Source organism: Halomonas sp. BM-2019, assembly GCF_017584085.1.
This window is the reverse complement of the sequence record NZ_CP071922.1, coordinates 776,223-777,248: the sequence shown is the minus strand read 5'-3', so window position 1 is coordinate 777,248 and position 1,026 is coordinate 776,223. Positions and strand designations below refer to the sequence as shown.

Genomic DNA, 1,026 nt, shown 5'->3' with positions numbered 1-1,026 from the left:
ACCGCCATGGCATCGGCCGCTCCAGACTGCTGGGGCTGGACTTCCTGATCGCCGGCGATCTGATCAAGACGGTGATCGTGCTCAACAGCGGCGAAAGCGTCCTGACGCTGGCCGCGGTGGTGCTGATCCGCGCCTTCCTCGGCTTCACCCTGCATGTGGAAGTCGAGGGGCACTGGCCCTGGCAGCCGCCCCACCCGGTCCAGCGCCGCCAGAATCACCTTGCCGATCGCCACCACGAAGGCGACGGCTGACACCCCTGTTCGGAGGACCCACATGGAAATGACCGCCACTCCCGGCCAGCACGAGCTCACCATGACCGTGCTGATGACCCCCGACATGGCCAACTTCAGCGGCAAGGTGCACGGCGGCGCCATCCTCAAGAAGCTCGACGAGGTGGCCTATGCCTGCGCCAGCCGCTACTCAGGCCACTATGTGGTGACCCTCTCGGTGGATCAGGTGCTGTTCAAGCAGCCCATCCACGTCGGCGAGCTGGTCACCTTCCTGGCCAGCGTCAACCACGTGGGCCGCTCTTCCATGGAGATCGGCATCAAGGTGGTGGCGGAGGATATCCGCCGGAAGCTGATTCGCCACACCAACAGCTGCTACCTGACCATGGTGGCGGTGGACGACGCGGGGAAGCCCGCCCCGGTGCCCCCGCTGGCGCTGGCGACCAGGCAGCAGCGGCTGCGCTTCGAGAAGGCAGCCCTGCGCAAGAAGCTGCGCAAGCAGGCCGATGAGGAGGAGCGCCGCACCCAGGCCGAGCACGGCGCGGACGACCCGAGCGACTAGCCGCAGCCGATCTCGGCGATGATGTCGTCATCGTCCAGGCGCACATTGAGGCGATCCGCCCGGTAGTCGAGGGTCACCGCCTCGCCGGGGCGGATCACCCGCACGCTGGCCGCGCCGCTCTCGTCCCGGATCGATTCGCCCAGCGATTCGCTGTACTCGCGGCCCACGCGGTCCTGCACGCGCCCGGCGCCGCACTCGCCGCTGGCCTCCACCCGGGGCGGCGGCGGTGCCGGCTCG

3 protein-coding genes are annotated in these 1,026 nt (G+C 68.7%); 2 read left to right on the top strand and 1 reads right to left on the bottom strand.

What is annotated here, in order from left to right; all coding sequences use genetic code 11:
- On the top strand, positions 1-251 hold a 251-nt coding region (locus J5F18_RS03955), incomplete at its 5' end, for a DUF1622 domain-containing protein (RefSeq protein ID WP_346301033.1).
- A gap of 22 nt (positions 252-273) precedes the next feature.
- Complete coding sequence (locus J5F18_RS03950; RefSeq protein WP_346301032.1) at positions 274-789, top strand: acyl-CoA thioesterase; 516 nt, start codon at positions 274-276, stop codon at positions 787-789.
- Here J5F18_RS03950 and J5F18_RS03945 read toward each other — a convergent pair.
- On the bottom strand, positions 786-1,026 hold a 241-nt coding region (locus J5F18_RS03945), incomplete at its 5' end, for an I78 family peptidase inhibitor (protein ID WP_346301031.1). The genes J5F18_RS03950 and J5F18_RS03945 overlap by 4 nt on opposite strands.

What these genes read in the sequence shown, in the direction of transcription:
- J5F18_RS03950 (WP_346301032.1), top strand. Translation starts at nt 274, where the DNA reads ATGGAAATGACCGCCACTCCCGGCCAGCACGAGCTCACCATGACCGTG.